At 62.7% G+C, this 15,868-nt stretch carries 12 protein-coding genes and 2 pseudogenes; 7 read left to right on the forward strand and 7 right to left on the reverse strand.

The features are described 5' to 3' along the window. Positions 1-42 precede the first annotated feature (42 nt). Entirely contained in the window at positions 43-942 is a 900-nt protein-coding gene (locus tag C5F70_RS05665; protein WP_104902872.1) for a hypothetical protein, read from the reverse strand. A 401-nt stretch (positions 943-1,343) separates the two neighbouring features. Here C5F70_RS05665 and C5F70_RS05670 point away from each other — a divergent pair. From C5F70_RS05670 to C5F70_RS05680, 3 genes and pseudogenes are all read left to right on the forward strand, one after another. Continuing rightward, positions 1,344-1,493, forward strand: a pseudogene (locus C5F70_RS05670) (acyl-CoA synthetase); the annotation flags it as partial. After that, a pseudogene (locus tag C5F70_RS05675) lies at positions 1,490-2,075 on the forward strand (ABC transporter ATP-binding protein). The pseudogenes C5F70_RS05670 and C5F70_RS05675, both read left to right, overlap by 4 nt. Before the next feature lie 12 nt (positions 2,076-2,087). Further along, complete coding sequence (locus C5F70_RS05680) at positions 2,088-3,482, forward strand: FAD/NAD(P)-binding protein (protein WP_104902873.1); 1,395 nt, start codon at positions 2,088-2,090, stop codon at positions 3,480-3,482. 22 nt (positions 3,483-3,504) lie between these two features. On the opposite strand, the gene C5F70_RS05685 is transcribed toward C5F70_RS05680, so the two are convergent. From C5F70_RS05685 to C5F70_RS05700, 4 genes are read right to left on the reverse strand one after another with little or no spacing between them, the layout of a single operon-like run. After that, the gene (locus C5F70_RS05685; protein WP_104902874.1) at positions 3,505-4,758 is read right to left on the reverse strand and encodes an efflux RND transporter periplasmic adaptor subunit; all 1,254 of its coding nucleotides are present in this window, start codon (positions 4,756-4,758) and stop codon (positions 3,505-3,507) included. Further along, positions 4,748-6,229 carry a TolC family protein gene (locus C5F70_RS05690; RefSeq protein WP_046382896.1) on the reverse strand — a complete coding sequence of 494 codons (1,482 nt, stop codon included), beginning with the start codon at positions 6,227-6,229 and terminating at the stop codon, positions 4,748-4,750. Before C5F70_RS05690 ends, C5F70_RS05685 begins: the two co-directional genes overlap by 11 nt. Continuing rightward, positions 6,222-7,421, reverse strand: coding sequence for an ABC transporter permease (locus C5F70_RS05695; RefSeq protein WP_102617243.1), 1,200 nt, complete (start codon positions 7,419-7,421; stop codon positions 6,222-6,224). Before C5F70_RS05695 ends, C5F70_RS05690 begins: the two co-directional genes overlap by 8 nt. After that, a complete protein-coding gene (locus tag C5F70_RS05700; protein ID WP_017848077.1) occupies positions 7,418-8,125 on the reverse strand; it encodes an ABC transporter ATP-binding protein in 708 nt (235 codons plus the stop codon). The genes C5F70_RS05695 and C5F70_RS05700 overlap by 4 nt, the downstream gene beginning before the upstream one ends. Positions 8,126-8,481: 356 nt before the next feature. Between C5F70_RS05700 and C5F70_RS05705 the strand changes: the two genes are divergently transcribed. Further along, complete coding sequence (locus C5F70_RS05705; protein WP_017848076.1) at positions 8,482-9,234, forward strand: TetR/AcrR family transcriptional regulator; 753 nt, start codon at positions 8,482-8,484, stop codon at positions 9,232-9,234. A gap of 168 nt (positions 9,235-9,402) precedes the next feature. Here C5F70_RS05705 and C5F70_RS05710 read toward each other — a convergent pair whose 3' ends face one another. Both C5F70_RS05710 and C5F70_RS05715 read right to left on the reverse strand, forming a co-directional pair. Further along, positions 9,403-10,464 carry an FUSC family protein gene (locus C5F70_RS05710; protein WP_026140166.1) on the reverse strand — a complete coding sequence of 354 codons (1,062 nt, stop codon included), beginning with the start codon at positions 10,462-10,464 and terminating at the stop codon, positions 9,403-9,405. Positions 10,465-10,487: 23 nt separating this feature from the next. Then, complete coding sequence (locus tag C5F70_RS05715; RefSeq protein ID WP_104902875.1) at positions 10,488-12,104, reverse strand: NADP-dependent glyceraldehyde-3-phosphate dehydrogenase; 1,617 nt, start codon at positions 12,102-12,104, stop codon at positions 10,488-10,490. A gap of 138 nt (positions 12,105-12,242) precedes the next feature. Between C5F70_RS05715 and C5F70_RS05720 the strand changes: the two genes are divergently transcribed. The 3 genes from C5F70_RS05720 (at position 12,243) to C5F70_RS05730 (ending at position 15,848) form a co-directional block, all read left to right on the forward strand. Further along, positions 12,243-13,106, forward strand: coding sequence for a Dyp-type peroxidase (locus C5F70_RS05720; RefSeq protein ID WP_104902876.1), 864 nt, complete (start codon positions 12,243-12,245; stop codon positions 13,104-13,106). Positions 13,107-13,282: 176 nt separating this feature from the next. Next, on the forward strand, positions 13,283-14,647 hold the full coding sequence (locus tag C5F70_RS05725; RefSeq protein ID WP_104902877.1) for an MFS transporter: 1,365 nt from the start codon (positions 13,283-13,285) through the stop codon (positions 14,645-14,647). 70 nt (positions 14,648-14,717) lie between these two features. Further along, positions 14,718-15,848 (forward strand): MFS transporter, encoded by a 1,131-nt coding sequence (locus C5F70_RS05730; protein WP_017848071.1) that lies wholly within the window; start codon positions 14,718-14,720, stop codon positions 15,846-15,848. The last annotated feature ends 20 nt before the right edge of the window (positions 15,849-15,868 follow it).

Consider the following 15,868-nt stretch of genomic DNA (forward strand, 5'->3'; position numbering starts at 1 on the left):
TGTTGTGAATAACTCACAACACCCGACGACGACTCACGGTTCTCATCGTTCCATATCGAAAATTCCATTTTCTACTTTTAAGACGCGTACTCTGCCATCGTCAAGTTCGACGGTTGCCGTGAAGTTAAATTGTCCTGAGAGTTTTCCTGCAAAGCTCTCGAAGTTTGGAATGGATTTAAATGTGATCGTGCCGCTGTCGGCCGGCCAGACGAGGCTTTCAGGGATATTGAAGAAGAATATCCGCACCTGTTTACTGTCTGGACTAAAGCTGTAAGTGCCGGGTGCAAGGCCTTTGGCTATGTTGATGGATAATCGATAGTCCTTGAGGTCGGGTTTCGACGTGAACTGTCGTGACCAGGCCTGTAGATAAGCCGGGAAACTACCTGAATCGTCTCCTAGGCTGAACGCTGTCTCAGTAGATTCATAGCGCTCAGTAATTAACTCGCTGAAGTCGCACACTATTGAACCGCTGGCTCTGGCTTTTTCGTCCTCGGTAAATCCTTGGAGTTTCATCTCGCCCTGGGTAAGAGAGACTGTTTTTGAACCGCTTTGTGCTGTAAACTCGAAAGTTGACTCCACTGTCTGCAGGGTGCTGTTCAGCGTGACCGTCACACTTCCGCTGATGGCGGTGTAAGGGCGAAATGACGAGGAAGTTGCTTTTGTCCATGACGCATTGGCTTTCCCCTGCGCACCATGGTCGTCAACGATTGCGTAGGTTTTTTTTACAACGTCACCCTCGTTAGGCAACCACAGCGAAATATATTGATATTGACCAAGATGGTCTTCATCGCTTGCGCCTGAGATATACCATCTGTTTGTTTTTTCATCCAGATAGAAATAGAAGCGTGTGCCTTCGAAACTGTTAAAGTCCTCGTCGTCATTCACTGTTGCACTGGCTGTGCCTGAAGTGGCTTTTGGCTTGGTTTTATTCGAGCTGCTCATAAGCGGCTCTCCTTTGTTGTGACGTGGGTTCGGCTTGAGTCTATTAAGCGGGCAATACAATATCTACTGTCAAAAATGACAGGTATAACGTGATCGTTTCTAATAGCGAAAGTGGTTATTCGGAACACATGTTTGAATGCCGCTTACTTATCAATTCCGACCCCGCTTGGCAGGGTATTCGCTGTTGCTCCAGCAACAGCGAAGAAGCACTTTGTGCTGTGTCAGCTTCATAACTGTTGATGAACGCCTGGGTTATGCGACGTTTTATATCGGCATGGTTCCTGCTTAGCCTTTATATCAACGCTATCGACTTTCCGTTCAATCCTCATTCAGCCAGCGGACCACCGCACGCTTACCCACCCAATAGGAGCATCACCCCTATGAGCGTGCATGTACTCAAACCTCCGTCGGCTCTGCGCCGTCTGCTGAAAAACCGCGTGCGCAAACTGCTGGGCTTTCAACGCCTGGCCTCTATCTGGCAGCCACCCAGCACGGGCAAGTCCGTTGTCGAGCCGGTGTGGCTGGCTGAATTCAAACGGGACATCGCATGAGCCAAGCCATTCTCCAGGTGCGGGATATCTCGCTGACGGTCAACGACATCGAAGTGATCTACGACGGCGCGATCCTCGCCGTGGCCGGGGTGTCGCTGAGCGTGCCCAAGGGCGCGATCGTCGCCTTGCTCGGCGCCAATGGCGCCGGCAAGAGCACCACGCTCAAGGCGATCTCCGGGCTGGTGCGCGCCGAGCGTGCCGAAGTCAGCCGTGGCGTGATCGAATACGCCGGCCACGACCTGGCCGGCGTCGACCCCAGCCAACGGGTGCGCCAGGGCATGGTGCATGTACTCGAAGGTCGCCATCGGCCGGGCGTTGATGACCCGTCCTACTTTGGTACTGCTCGACGAGCCGTCCATGGGTTTGGCGCCTATGATCGTGCAGGAGATATTCGAGATCGTCGCGCAGCTCAACCGCGAGTAGCAGGTGAGCTTCCTGATCGCCGAGCAGAACATCAACGTCGCGCTCAACTATGCGTCCCAGGGCTACGTGCTGGATACTGGCCGCGTGGTCTTGAGCGGCAGCGCCGCTGAACTGTTGGCGCGGGGCGATTTGCATGACATCTATTTGGGTAAACAGTAAAGGCGAACAGGCATGACTGAATCCATCCGCAACGCCGATGTCCTGATCATCGGCGGCGGCCTGAGCGGTACGATGCTGGCCGTGCAACTGCTGCGCCTGCCCGGCTCGCGGCAGATCCTGGTGATCGAACCGCGCGCCGAACTTGGTCGCGGCGAGGCCTACAGTGCGGTCGAGCTGGGCCATACCTTGAACGGCAATGCGGCGCGCATGAGTGTCGACCCGGACAACGCCGACGACCTGACCCAATGGCTCACCGACTACATCGGCGCCGGCGGCTGGCCGGAGTCGGACCAGCAGCATGTGCCGATCAGCGAGCTGTTCCCGCCGCGCGGGATGTTCGGGTTGTACGCGCAGCAACGCTTGGCCGAGGCCAAGGCGCTGTCGACGTCTACCGTCGAGCATGTCCGCGCCGAAGTGGTCGACCTGCAAGTGGACCCCGCCTCGACGCTGCTGACCCTGGATAACGGCCAGCAACTGCGCGGTGCCCAGGCGGTGTTGGCGACCGGCATGTTCCCGGCGGCGCGCACGCCGCAGACCGAATCCAGCGGCTTGAACGCCGCCGCAGTCGACCCGTGGGACGTGCAGGCCATGAGCCAACTCGAGCCGCGCGCGACGGTGCTGATCATCGGTTCCGGGCTGACCATGGTCGACGCCGTGGTGTCCCTGGAACAGGCTGGGCACCGAGGCCCGATCGAGGTGTTCTCGCGCCACGGCCTGCTGCCCCATGTGCGTCGACAGCCACCGGGCTGGGACGATTTTCTCGCCGCCGACCACCGCCTGCGTAGCCCTCGGCAGTTGCTGCGCGAGGTGCGTCGGCAGTGTCGCATCGCGACGGCGCAGGGCATCGATTGGCAGGCGCCGCTGGACACCGTGCGCGCGCATATCGGCCGTTTGTGGAGCCAGGCCAGCGAGCGCGAGAAGCGCCAGTTCGTGCGGCATGTGCGGCCGTGGTGGGAAAGTCATCACCACCGTTCGCCGCCGCTGAGTGCGCAGTTGGTGGCGCGCCTGCATGAGGAAGGGCGCCTGCGCATTCGCGCGGCGTCGTTCAAGGGCTTGGTGCCTGCGGTCAACGGCGTCAGCATCCGCTTGCGTTACCGTGGCGAGCAAGCGATCACCCAGGTTGCGGGCGCGGCACTGATCAATTCCAGCGGCATCGAATACGACTGGCGCCGGGTAGCCCGGCCGTTGCCCCAGCAGTTGCTCAAACGCGGGTTGATCCAGCCCGGGCCGCTGGCGCTGGGGATCGCAGCGGATGCCTCGGGGGCGGTGCTGGATGCCCAGGGCCAGGCCAGCCGGCGCTTGTTCGCCATGGGCCCGCCGCTGCGCGGGATGTGGTGGGAGAGCACGGCAGTGACCGATGTGGCGCTTCAGGCCAAGGCGCTGGCGTTGAAGCTGACAACGATCTAAAGGTGGGAGGGGGCAACTTCCTCTACCTAGGGGTCTTCACAAAACCGGGTTTTAGGCCAAATACCTCGACGCCCTGCGGCGTCGATTGCCCGGTGGTCACGGTCACGCGTTCCACCGGCTGGTTCATCGTCGGCCGATATTCGACGGTCATGTCCGGCTGGATCGCCTGGCTCGGAATCACGATCGCCTGCGCGTTGTTGTAAGTGACGATGGTCAGTCGCGCACTCATCCCCAGCCGTACCCGCTGCAATTGCTGCGGGGTCAGCCTGGGGATCGACAGGGTTACCGGGAACTGCGCGCTGCCCTGGGTATCGCCGGCAATCGCCAAACCGCTGACCACACTCACCGAGCCGCTCAACCGTTCGCCGTCGAAGCCATCGCCCATCACTTCCACCGCCTGGCCCTGGTGCAGTTGGTTGATGTCCAGCTCGGAGACCCTGGCGACGATTTTCAGCCGTTCGATATTGGCCAGGCCGAACAACACCTGGCCCTGGCTGACCTTGCTGCCGGCCTGCACCGGGGCGTTGGTGTTGCCCGCGCCTGCTGCCGCGTTGCTGCTTCCGGGTGCGGGCACCACGATGCCGGAGAAGGGCGCCTTGACCTCCTTGTCTTCGAGCTGTCGGTAGAGCGCGTCGTACTTCACCGTGGCATTGGTCAGCTCCATCTCGGCGATCTGTCGGTATTCACCCTTGCCTTGCTCCAGTGCCTGTTGCAGTTCATCGCGTGCGGCGATCAGGTCCAGTTGCTGCTGCTGGGTCTGTTGCTTGAGGTCGTCCAGTTCGTTGCGCGGGATGATGCCGCGCTGAAACAGGTTTTCGCTTTCGGTGAGTTTGCGCTGGGTGTTGTCGGCGCTCATTTGCGCGGTGCGCAGGCTGCGACGCGCACGGCTGACGGTGGGACTGCTGTCCCAGTCTTGCATTTCCTGCACGGTGCGCCGGGCCTTGAGTTGCGCGGAGAGTGCATCGCGCAGTTGCACTTCGAGCAGGGCCGGGTCCATGCGCAGCAACACTTGCCCGGCGTCGACGCGTTGGCCTTGCTCCACCAGGTTGGCCTGCACATTGCCGTCGAACGGCGCGGTGAGGGTGAGGGTGGTGTCGGGCTCGATCTTGCCCACCAGGCCGATCTGATGCACCAGTGCGCCAGGCGTCACCGCCAGCCACTGTTCGGTCGGGAGGATCGGGTCGGCGGCGCTGCGATGGCTTTGCACCGCAACGCCGGCGGCCGCCAGCAACACGATCAATCCAGCCGCCAGCAGGCGTTTTTGGTTAGTAGTCATTGAGGGCGATTTCCCAGCTTTCCAGCGTCATGCCCAGGGTCAGATCGAGCTGGGTCTGGGCGTTCAAGTAAGCGATCAGCGCATTGAGCTGCGTGTTTTCGGCGTTGCGCAGGTCGGTCTCGAAACTCAGCACCTGGAAGTTGGTGGAGCGCCCGGCGCTGAGTTTTTCGCGTTCGATCTCGATCTTGCGCCGCGACAATTCCACGGCGCGCTGGGAGATTTCGTACTGGCGCCAGCGCGTGCCGAGGTCGCGCACCACGTTGTTCACGCTGCGTTCCAGTTCCTGGCGGGCGTCGGTGATGCGGATGGCCTGATCCTCCACATTCACCCGCGCGCGCACTTCGGCCTGGCGCGTGCTGATGTCGCCGATGGGGATTTGCACCTGCACCCCGGCGTAGCTGTCCCAACTGCGGTTGTTGCCGCTGCCGGTGTCGTTGTCGTAGTTGTTGCGTATCTGGTTCGCCCCGGCCACCAGGTCCACTTGCCAGCGCCCGGAGTCTTTGGCGATCACCAGGTTGAGGTCGGCCTGCTGGCTGCCGAGCAGGGTGGCGAGGTATTCCGGTTGCTGGTTCTGCGCCAGGTTGAAGGCCTCGCGTTTGTCGATCTGCATGGGCTTGGCCTCCAGGGCTTCGGTGGCGCGGATCGGCGTCGACAGGTCGAGGGCCAGCAGGCGCAGCAAGGCCAGTCGGCTGGTGTCGAGTTGGTTCTGCGCTTCTTCCACGCCCAGTTGCTGAGTGGCGATATCGGCTTCGGTCTGCACGATCTCGAACTCGGCCATGCGCCCGGCGCTGATCAGCGCCTTGTTGACCTCCAGCAAGGTGTTGGCGCGTTTCAGCGCGTCCTGGACGATGCTCAGTTGCTCCTGGGCGCGCAGCAACTCGCGGTAGGTGGCGATGATCTGGCTGATGGTTTGTGCCACGGTGGCCTTGAGGTTCAGGCGGTTGGCCTGCTCCGACAGGCGCGACAGGCGCAGCGGCGCGGTGGTCGCGTCCCAGCCGGCGCCGCGCATCAGCGGTTGGATGAGCGCCAGGTCGAGGCCGTCGCTGCGGTAGCGGCCGGCCCGGTTGGCGTTATTCAGTTGCTGGGTCCAGGCCATGCTCAGGCGCGTGCCGTACTCGCCCAGCAGGCTGGTGGCAGGGGCCACGTTGGTATTGCGTGCATTGTCGGCGGAACCGCGGGAGCTGCGGTAATAGCTGTTGAGGGTGAGCTTGGGGTTGAACACGTCTTCGGCCACGCGCAGGTCGAATTTCTGCGCGACCCGCTGCAGGTAGGCGCTGCGAATCGCCGGATTGTTGCGCAGGCCCAGGTACACCGCGTCGCCCAGGGTGATGGCGGTGACCTGGGCATTCAGCGAGACGCCGCGATCGTAGCCACTGCGCGTGGTGCTGGGCGCCGTGGGCCGGATCAGCATATCGGCGGCGACACTCGGCAGGCTGATCAGCGCCAGGAGCAGCAGCAGGCGTTTATTCATCGCGCAACGCCTCCACCGGCTGCAACCGCGAGGCCGAGACCGCCGGGTAAATGCCGAAGAACAACCCCACCAGCAAGGTGCTGCCCACCCCCAGGGGCAGGGCGGCGACCGCCAGGGCGAAGGCCCAGCCCGACAGCCAGGCATAGAGCCACGCGGCGGTCATGCCGAGCACCGCGCCGCACAGCGCGCCGACGGCGGTGAGGGTGATGGCTTCGAGCAGGAACAGGTTGCGGATATCCCGCTGGCGTGCGCCGAGCGCCATGCGAATGCCGATCTCGCGGCGGCGTTCGGAGACGTTCATCAGCATCACGTTCATCACCCCGACACCGCCGCCCACCAGCGAGATCGCGCCCAAGGCCAGCAGCAGGTAGGCGAAGGTGCGGCTCTGCCGGGTCATGCCGTCGATCATTTGCTGGGGCACCGTGATGTCGACGCTGTGCTCGGTCAATTGGCGTTGCAGCGCGGCGGCGGCGTCCCGGGCGATGCGTTCCATGTCCTGGCCCGGCGCGGCGCGGATGATCACGTTGCCGATTTGCGGGCTGGCGTAGATGCGGCGCATGCCGTCGGCGGGAATGAACAGCGATTCGTTGGCCTGCACCGGCATCAGCATCGCCCGGGGCTGGTGGTGCAGGATGCCGACCACCTGGAACAGGTAGTCGTTGATACGCACGCGGTCGCCCAGCTTTAACGGCGCGCCGGGGGCGCCAAGGGCCTGGGCGATCTGGTCGCCGATCACGCCGTAGGTTTCGTTGGCATCGAACGCCGACAGGAAGCGCCCCTCGCGCAGCGCCAGGCGCAGGGCCGCGGGGATATCCGCTGTGCTGCCGACGAAGTTGGCGTTGACGCTGCGGCCCTGGAACACGATGGGGCCGCTGAACAGGCTCAGCGCGCCGATGTGCGCGATCCCGGGCACGGCCTGGCGCACGGCGTCGAGGTCTAGGCGGGTACGCATTGGTACGCTGCTGTCGGCTTTGGGCGGAAACTGCGCGACCAGGGTGTCGGTGCCCATGTCCTTGAAAATCAGCGCGGCATCCACCGCCGCGTTATGCCCGATATTGATCAGCGCCACCACCGACGAACTGCCGATCACGATGCCCAGCAGCGCGAGGATCGAGCGCTTGCCCAGGGTGCGCAGGCTGACGAACGCTTCATGCAGTAATTGGCTCAGGCTCTGCTCGACCCGCAGGCTCATGGGCGCCCGGCCTCATGCACCACGCCGTTGCGCACCAGGATCTTGCGCTCCAGGCGTTCGGCGATGTGTGCGTCGTGGGTGACGATGATCAGCGTGACCTGCTGCTCGCGGTTCAGCGCCAGGAGCAGGTCCATGATGTCCTGGGCGGTGCTGCTGTCGAGGTTGCCGGTGGGTTCGTCGGCCAGGATGACCGAGGGCTTGCCCACCAGCGCCCGCGCAATCGCCACACGTTGGCGCTGGCCGCCGGAGAGGTCGGCGGGGCGATGGTGCGCGCGCTCGGCCAGGCCGACTTGTTCGAGCATGCGCAGGGCCTGCTCCACCGACTCGTGGCGCGACACGCCGCGATAACTCAGGGGCAGGGCGACATTGTCCAATGCGCTGAGGCGCGGCAGCAGGTTGAAACTCTGGAACACGAAGCCGATCTGCTGGTTGCGGATCGCCGCCAGTTCATCCGGGCTGGCGCTGAAAATGTCGTGGCCGGCAAAGCGGTACTGGCCGCAGTTGGGCAGATCCAGCAGGCCAAGGATGTTGAGCAGGGTACTTTTGCCGGAGCCGGAGGCGCCGAGGATGCCGCAGCTGTCACCGCGGGCGATGGACAGGCACACATCATTGAGGATGGACAGGTGCTGTCCGGCGAGCTGATAGCGTTTGCCGATGCCTTGCAGGGAGATCAAGCCTGGGTGCGCGGGGGTATCTGTCATCATGACTACGCCTGCAGTCTCGACGCTGCCGTGCTGCCCCGGTAAAAATTTGTAACAAGTTCGGGAGCTGCCTGGGACACGTCACGGACTGGTTTGATTTCTTGTTTTTAAAATATTCTTTGAATACTAACCGCGTTCAACCGGCTCCGCCAGCCATCGTTGTAGAGGGTTTTTACCCTTTGAAATAAATGCACCGGGGGCAAAACCCACCGCGCAAAAATCCTTTGGTCAGCCTCGACGGGCCCGTCTGCCAAGGCTTGCGCTGATATGGCGCAGTGTCACTACTTGCTTTCGAGCGGTGGCCCCGGTATAAAAAATCAAATTTATTTTTAAAACAATATTTCCCGCGTGGAACTTTTATGGTCGTGAAGAAAGTCAGTTCTCCAAACGTTACCAAGACTCGATTGCTGGATGCGACAGAGGCTCTCTTCATCAAATACGGGTATGACGCTGTTCTGTTACGGCAGATTACCGAGCGTGCCCAGGTGAATCTGGCTGCGGTGAACTATCACTTCGGGGACAAGGATGCCCTGATGAAAACCCTGCTGATGCAGCGCCTGGAGCCGCTCAACGAGCAGCGCCTGGAACTGCTGGCACGCTGCGAAGCCGAATCTGACGGCCCCCTCGATTGCGACACGCTGCTCGGTGTGCTGTTCGCCCCGGCCATGGGCCTGGAGCGCAGCGACCCGGCGAGTGGGGAAGGGCGTTCGTTCATTCGTTTCCTGGGGCGGGTCTACAGCGACACCTCGCCGTTTATCCAGGAATACCTCAAGGTCCATTACCAGCCGGTGTTCCAGCGCTTCTTCGAAGCCTTCGCCCTGGCCTTGCCGGACTTGCCGCGCAACGAACTGGGGGTACGCCTGCAATTTGCCCTCAAGGCGATTTCCGGTGTGATGGCCGGCACCGAACTGCGCCTGCTGATGAACTCCATGAGCCTGGGCCGCCCGGCCACGGATGCCGAAGTAATGGCCAAGTTGATCACGCTGGTCTCGGCGGCGATTCGCGTGCCGCAGCAAAGCCCCGAGGCGCAAGTGGCGTTGGCCAAGGTGCTCGATACCCAGCGCGCCATTCGCGAGCAAGCGTCCGCGCCCGCCGGCAAGGTGGCGCGCTAGCTCGAATCCGGGACAAAAAAAAGCCCGCTGGGGCGGCGGGCTTGATGTACAACGTTTGTAACGGATGAGGCTTCACCCTACGTCCCGCGATGTGAATAAGTCGTGAAAAATATGTAAGAAAAAGTGTGAAAGTGTTGGCGCAGGTAAACACGCTAAATGCCCTCAGGTTCAGATCTTCCAGCGGCCAGCACTTTTGGCCAACTGCTGGCGCATCTCATCCACATTTGCCGCCAATTGCACGGTCAGCAACCGATACCCATCCAATGCACTGTAGACCGGCGTATCCAATGTCGGCTCGGTAGCGGTGGCCTGGCTCGGCCGCTCCAACCGTGGTGTCACGCCCGACCTCAGCGCGCGCGCCATGCCCACCAATTGCACGCGAATCTGCCGATGCTCGCCCTTCAACATTACCTGCATCCGCGCCATCGCCTGCTCGTCGCGAGGGTCTGGCCGGGTGTTGCCCAGAATCTCCAGGGTGCTGATGCACATGCGCAAATGCCGCTGGATCGTGTCCAACTGGGTCATGGAGATCCGTACCTCCTTGGACACCGAGGGCATCAACGAACGCAGTTGCAGCATCGCCGTATTCACGTGGCTGAGCAGTTTAAGGTGTTCGTCGTCGGTGACCGATTGACCGCTGATGATGCGGTTATAGATCGCGGCACAGTCGCGCAAGGCACTGGCCAGGTTGTAGCGCCAGGAGTACACGGCATACAGCGGCAAGGCGAAGGAAAACGCCAGGGCCAACGCGATACCGATCAGGATATCGACCGTGCGCCACAGCCCGTCCGACAGCGGATTGTCGCCATGCCCGGCGACGATAAACACGGTGATCGCCGACAACAAGGCGGTGTATCCGCCCTTGCCGATGGCGTGATACGAGAAGAACCCGCACACCACCGACATCAACAAGTAGGTCAGCAGCGGCTGCCCCACATACGTCTCCTGCACCACCAGCAGCAAACCGACGCTGGCGCCGATCAGTGTGCCGTAGGCGCGCTCCATGGCTTTCTTGCCGATATTGCCGTGGTGCTGCAGGCCGCCGATCACCACCAGCATGGTCACCGACGCCCACTCGCCGTGGGGCAGGTTGATGCCGGTGGTCAGCAGGATCGTCGCCAGCAAGCCGATGGACACGCGCACGGCGTGGATCAGCTTGGCATGGCGATAGCGGCGGTAAGGGTCGAGCAGCGGGCGCAGCAGGCGCCGGGCAAATACAGGCAAGTGCAGGTTAATCAACGGCGAGGCGTCCTCTAGAAAATGTAGTCAGTGGTCAAGAAGCTCGAGTTGCGGTTGTGCAGGATCTCGCTGAGCAGTGCCTTGTTACTGTCCTGGAACTTGGTCGCCACCAGGGTGCGGATCGAGAACACACGCAAGGCGTCATGTACCGACAGTGTGCCTTCGGCCGAGTTCTTGCGGCCGTTGAAGGGGAAGGTGTCCGGGCCGCGCTGGCACTGGGCGTTGATATTGATGCGGCCGACCTGATTGGCGAAGGTGTCCACCAGCCGTCCGATTTCGGCCGGGTCGGTGCCGAACAGGCTCAGTTGCTGGCCGAAATCCGATTCCAGTACGTAATCGATCACTGTCTCCAGGTCACGGTAGGGCACGATCGGCACCACCGGACCGAACTGTTCCTCGTGGTACACGCGCATCTGCGGGTTGACCGGGTACAGCACCGCCGGGTAGAAGAACGAACCGCGACTGACGCCGCCATCGGCATTCATCACGCGGGCGCCGTGTTGGGCTGCATCGGCCACCAGTGCCTTGAGGTAATCGACCTTGCCCACTTCCGGCAGCGGCGTCAGCGCCACGCCGTCGTCCCACGGCATGCCGGGCTTCAAGGTCGCCAACTTGGCGTTGAATTTCTGGATGAAACTGTCGACCACGTCTTCATGCACAAACAGGATTTTCAACGCGGTGCAGCGCTGGCCGTTGAACGACAGCGAGCCGGTGACCGCTTCGCTGACGGCATTGTCCAGGTCGACCTGGGGCAGCACGATGCCTGGGTTTTTCGCGTCCAGGCCCAGGGCTGCGCGCAGGCGGTGCGGGCGCGGGTGCAGTTTTTTCAGGTCGCTGGCGGCCTTGTTGGTACCGATGAACGCGAAGATATCGATCTTGCCGCTGGCCATCAGCGCGCTGACGGTTTCGCGGCCGCTGCCATAGATCACGTTGATCACCCCGGCCGGGAAGCTGTCGCGGAATGCCTCCAGCAGCGGGCGGATCAACAGCACGCCGAGCTTGGCCGGCTTGAACACCACGGTGTTGCCCATGATCAGCGCCGGGATCAGTGTGGTAAACGTCTCGTTCAGCGGGTAGTTGTACGGCCCCATGCACAGCGCCACGCCCATCGGTACGCGGCGGATCTGGCCGAGCGTGTCCTGTTCCAGCTCGAAGCGGCTGCTGCGGCGGTCGAGTTCCTTGAGGGCATTGATGGTGTCGGTGATGTAGTCGCAGGTGCGGTCGAACTCTTTCTGCGAGTCCTTGAGGTTCTTGCCGATTTCCCACATCAGCAGCTTGACCACCGCATCACGCTGTTCGCGCATGCGCCGCAAGAACGCTTCGACGTGGCGGATGCGGTCGACCACGCGCATCGTCGGCCATTCCCCCTGGCCACGGTCATAGGCGCGCACGGCGGCGTCGAGGGCGCTGAGGGCGGTGTCGGCATCCAGCAGTGGCGTGCTGCCGATTTGTACGCGTTCGTCGCCCAGTTGCACCGGGCTGAGCACTTGGGCCAAGGGGCCGTTCCACACCCGCAACTGGCCGTCGACCAGGTAATCGCGCTGTTCGATGGGCGCTCCCAGGCGGAATTGCTCGGGAATATCGGCGGCGCAGGAAGGAAACAGCTGGGCGAGCAGGTTATCGGTGGTCATGTCGCTACCCCTGAAATAGTTGCAAAACATGACTAGAGAGTCACCCAACAACGGGTTCTGTGGCAAGGCTTGCGCGCTTTCTTGTACGCACGGCTGCACATGGCGGGTAAACTGCGAGGCTTTCTTGAAGGAGTTCACATGAGTCAGTACCAGCCGGGCATTCTTGCCGCACCGGTGCCTTTACAGGCACGCCATCTGTTTTTTGCCGTGGACTCCCTGGCCGCTGTACCTGCTGCGTTGAACGCATTGGTGCAGTGGACGGATTCGGCCGCAGTGGTCGGTCTGGGTGAGCCGCTGGTCAACGCACTGGGCGCGCGGATCGAAGGGCTGCGCGCATTCCCCGCCGTCAGCGCGCCGGGCGCGCACAACCCCTCCACGCAGCAAGCATTGTGGGTGTGGCTGCATGGCGTGGATCGCGGCGAATTGCTCTTGCGCAGCCGTGCGCTGGAGAAAGCCCTGGCCCCGGCGTTCCGCCTGGTGCAGTCGACTGAAGGCTTCCGCTACAAGAGCGGTTTTGACCTGACCGATTACGAAGACGGCACCGAAAACCCCCACGACGATGCCGCCGTCGAAGCCGCGCTGACCGACAGCGGCGCCAGTTTCGCCGCGATCCAGCAATGGCAGCACGACCTCGATGGTTTTGCCGCGTTGCCTGCCCAGGAACGTGACCACATCATCGGTCGCCGCCACGGCGACAACGAAGAACTGGAAGACGCGCCCGAGTCCGCCCACACCAAACGCACCGCCCAGGAAAGCTTCACCCCGGAAGCGTTCGTGGTGCGCCGCTCGATGCCCTGGGCAGAAAACGGCCAGGCTGGCTTGATGTTCCTCGCGTTCGGGCATTCCTTCGATGCGTTTGAAGCGCAACTGCGCCGCATGAGCGGGTTGGAAGACGGCATCGTCGACGGCCTGTACCGCATCAGCACACCGTTGACCGGCGGCTATTACTGGTGCCCGCCGCTCAAGGACGGGCGTCTGGACCTGAGCGCCGTGTCGATCTGACCAGGCGTTTGCCTGGGTCATTGCGTCAGCCCACGCGCCATCACCGATACGGAGTTGGCGCGTTTTTTTTACGGGTGCAGGCAACATGAAGATGTTGACAGCCAACGCATTGGCGACTGAAAAAAATCGTCGCAGCCCGTAATCTGGAGGCCTTTTGTCACCTGTGCGGGTTGTGCATGTCTTCTGTTGCCGATGGGCTGCCCCTGAATAAACGCCTGCCGGCGGTGATCGCCATTTCCCTGGGCATCGGCATGGCGACCCTGGACACGGCCATCGTCAACACGGCGCTGCCGACCCTGGCCGACGGCATTGGCACCGACTCCGCGTCGGTGATCTGGGTGGTCAACGCCTACCAGTTGGCGATCATTGCCACGGTGTTGCCCTTCGCTTCGCTGAGCGATGTGCTCGGGCACCGTCGGGTGTACCTCGGTGGCTTGTTGCTGTTTATCGTATCGTCGCTGTTTTGCGGGATCGCCGGGTCGCTGGTGACGCTCACGGCGGCGCGGGTGGTGCAAGGGCTCGGTGCGGCCGCGATCATGAGCGTCAACACGGCGTTGCTGCGGCATATCTATCCGTCGCGCATGCTCGGGCGCGGCCTGGGCTATAACTCGCTGGTGGTGGGGCTGGCGTTCACGCTCGGGCCGACGGCGGCGTCGGCGATCCTGTCGGTGGCGAGTTGGCACTGGCTGTACCTGATCAACGTGCCGCTGGGGTTGCTGGCGCTGATGTTGGGCCTGCGCTCATTGCCGGTCATTCCCATGGCCGGGCATGCCTTCGATCGCCTCGCCGCGCTGTTGTGTGCCGGGCTGTTCGCCTTGCTGGTGCTTGGCCTGGGGACGGCGGTACATGGCGCCCAAGGTGCGTTGACCCTGGGCCTGATCGCGCTGGCGCTGGTCTGCGGCGCGCTGCTGCTGCGCCGCCAGGCCGGGCACCCGGCGCCGATGCTGGCAGTGGACTTGTTCAAGCGCCCGGTGTTTGCGCTGTCTTCGCTCACGGCGATCTGCGCCTTCAGTGCCCAGGGCCTGGCCTTTGTATCGCTGCCGTTTCTGCTGCAGGCAGTGCTCGGGCACAGCCAGGTGGAGACCGGCTTTCTGATGACGCCCTGGCCTGCGGTCGTGGCGGTGATGGCGTTGGTCGCCGGGCGCCTGGCCGACCGCGTGTCCCTCGGCCTGTTGTGTGGGATCGGCCTGTTGATGCTGAGCATGGGCATGGCGGCCCTGGCGACGTTGCACAATGATGCGTCGGCGTTCGAGATCGGCTGGCGCATGGCCTTGTGCGGAGCCGGTTTCGGGTTCTTCCAGTCGCCCAACCTCAAGGCATTGATGACCAGCGCACCCTTGGCCCGCAGTGGCGGGGCCAGTGGCATTGTGGCGATCTCGCGGTTGTTGGGGCAGACGCTGGGAGCGTCGTTGGTGGCGTTGTGTTTTCACTGGTCCCTGGGCAGCGGCCCGCACTACGCGTTGTGGCTGGGCTGTGCGTTTGCGTTGGTGGGCAGTGTGGCTAGCGGCCTGCGGTTGTTGCCGTATGACAAAAAGGTTTAATCGAGCGTTGTAAAAAGCCGTTCGAGAAGGCTACGGTGGCGACCTGAATATTTCGGGATGTTTCAGATTTATGGCAAGCCAGGCCCAACGCACTGCCGACATCACCTCCCGCCGCGCCGCCCTGACCTTGGCTTTATGCCTGCCCAGTGATGTGTTGCTTTATCTGCTGCTGCCCATGGAATCCCAGGCGTTCGGCATCACGCTGGCCCAGGCCGGGGTGCTGCTGGCGGCCAACCGATTGGTGCGGATTTTCGGTTACCGCCACGTGCTCAATTTCTATGCGCGCCACGGCGATCGTCTGACCTGCATGATCGCCGCCGGTGCCGCGACGCTGTGTGCCTTGGGTAACTCGATGCTGTCGGGCTTCGCTGCATTGCTGGGCTTGCGGCTGGTCTGGGGCCTGTGTTTTGCCGCGTTGAACCTGTCGACCCAAGTGCTGGCGACCGCCGAGCCGACGGGCGCCGCACGCCGGGCAGGGCGGTCGCGGGCCTTGATCGCCCTCGGGCCGATGCTCGCATTGCCGCTCGGCGGCTGGCTGACCTTATGGGCCGGACCGCGTCCGATCTTTCTGATTCTCGCCGGATGCTGCCTGCTGGGCTTGTGGATGGCGCGGGGGTTGCCTACTGTCGGCCATGATTTGCACAGCAGTCCGGGGCGCCGTTTCAAGTGGCCCGACAGCGTGGCGCTGTGGTCGTTTATTGAAGGCGTGGCGCTGGATGGGCTGTTTATCTTTGGTCTGTCGATCCAGGCACAGAAGCTTCTCGGGGGCGACGCGGTGTTGATCGCCGGTGCCTTGATGGCCTTGCGTTATGTCTCGGAAATGCTCCTGAGCCCGCTGGGCGGTCGCGCCGCGCAACGCTTCGGCGCCACGTCGATGCTGTTGTTGTTTTCGTTCCTGAGCGCTTTGGCCCTGGCAGCATTCGGCAGTTATTGGGTGATCGTCGGCGCGGCGGCAGTGCTGGTGTTGCGGGCGTTGCAGTTGCCCCTGGTGACGACCTTGGTGGCCGAACGCAACCCCGGTTCGATGCGCGTGTCGGCATTGGCCTCCAACGCGGTATGGCGCGATATCGGCGCCGGCCTCGGGCCGCTGCTGGCGGGGTTGTTGCTGCCGGTCGCCGCGGCCCCTTGGGTGTTTGGCCTGGCGGGCGCCGCGATAGCCATCAGCGCCGTGTTCTGCTGGCGGGCAAAGCGTTCCAACTGACAATGTGAGGTAGTGTGTGA

Origin of the sequence: Pseudomonas sp. LH1G9, from assembly GCF_002949975.1 — a bacterium.
In the GTDB taxonomy this organism is placed as follows: domain Bacteria; phylum Pseudomonadota; class Gammaproteobacteria; order Pseudomonadales; family Pseudomonadaceae; genus Aquipseudomonas; species Aquipseudomonas veronii.

Coding starts and splice junctions, on each gene's coding strand:
- C5F70_RS05665 (WP_104902872.1), bottom strand. CDS start 942: ATGAGCAGCTCGAATAAAACCAAGCCAAAAGCCACTTCAGGCACAGCC.
- C5F70_RS05680 (WP_104902873.1), top strand. CDS start 2,088: ATGACTGAATCCATCCGCAACGCCGATGTCCTGATCATCGGCGGCGGC.
- C5F70_RS05685 (WP_104902874.1), bottom strand. CDS start 4,758: ATGACTACTAACCAAAAACGCCTGCTGGCGGCTGGATTGATCGTGTTG.
- C5F70_RS05690 (WP_046382896.1), bottom strand. CDS start 6,229: ATGAATAAACGCCTGCTGCTGCTCCTGGCGCTGATCAGCCTGCCGAGT.
- C5F70_RS05695 (WP_102617243.1), bottom strand. CDS start 7,421: ATGAGCCTGCGGGTCGAGCAGAGCCTGAGCCAATTACTGCATGAAGCG.
- C5F70_RS05700 (WP_017848077.1), bottom strand. CDS start 8,125: ATGATGACAGATACCCCCGCGCACCCAGGCTTGATCTCCCTGCAAGGC.
- C5F70_RS05705 (WP_017848076.1), top strand. CDS start 8,482: ATGGTCGTGAAGAAAGTCAGTTCTCCAAACGTTACCAAGACTCGATTG.
- C5F70_RS05715 (WP_104902875.1), bottom strand. CDS start 12,104: ATGACCACCGATAACCTGCTCGCCCAGCTGTTTCCTTCCTGCGCCGCC.
- C5F70_RS05720 (WP_104902876.1), top strand. CDS start 12,243: ATGAGTCAGTACCAGCCGGGCATTCTTGCCGCACCGGTGCCTTTACAG.
- C5F70_RS05725 (WP_104902877.1), top strand. CDS start 13,283: ATGTCTTCTGTTGCCGATGGGCTGCCCCTGAATAAACGCCTGCCGGCG.
- C5F70_RS05730 (WP_017848071.1), top strand. CDS start 14,718: ATGGCAAGCCAGGCCCAACGCACTGCCGACATCACCTCCCGCCGCGCC.